The sequence below is a fragment of the Bradyrhizobium sp. Kon58 genome (assembly GCF_055807455.1).
The window spans coordinates 1-241 of record NZ_JBVVOT010000622.1 but is presented as its reverse complement, the minus strand read 5'-3'; the positions used below and the strand labels follow the sequence as shown (position 1 = coordinate 241).

Here is a 241-nt window from a genome sequence, read left to right as displayed (position 1 = left end):
ACTAGCCCGGCGATATAGCGATCATGCTGCATGGTGTGGCCCACCAGATGCACCGCGTGCACTTGCAACTCGTGCTGGTTTTTCATCAGGTCTTGCGGGATGCGGGCCGCCATCGCCGTGCTGAACAGACTTTGCGCATCTGCCGTCAGGCCGCACTGTATCGCTGAAAACAGATGATGCTGAACACCTGCGCGTAAAGCGCGCTTGAGTAACTCGGGAATCCGTCCTTTGCTGAGCGACT

At 57.7% G+C, this 241-nt stretch carries 1 protein-coding gene; it reads right to left on the bottom strand.

The annotated features are described in order from the left end of the window. Positions 1-241: hypothetical protein (locus AC0L20_RS41715; protein ID WP_473295947.1), on the bottom strand; the 241-nt coding region annotated here is incomplete at both ends.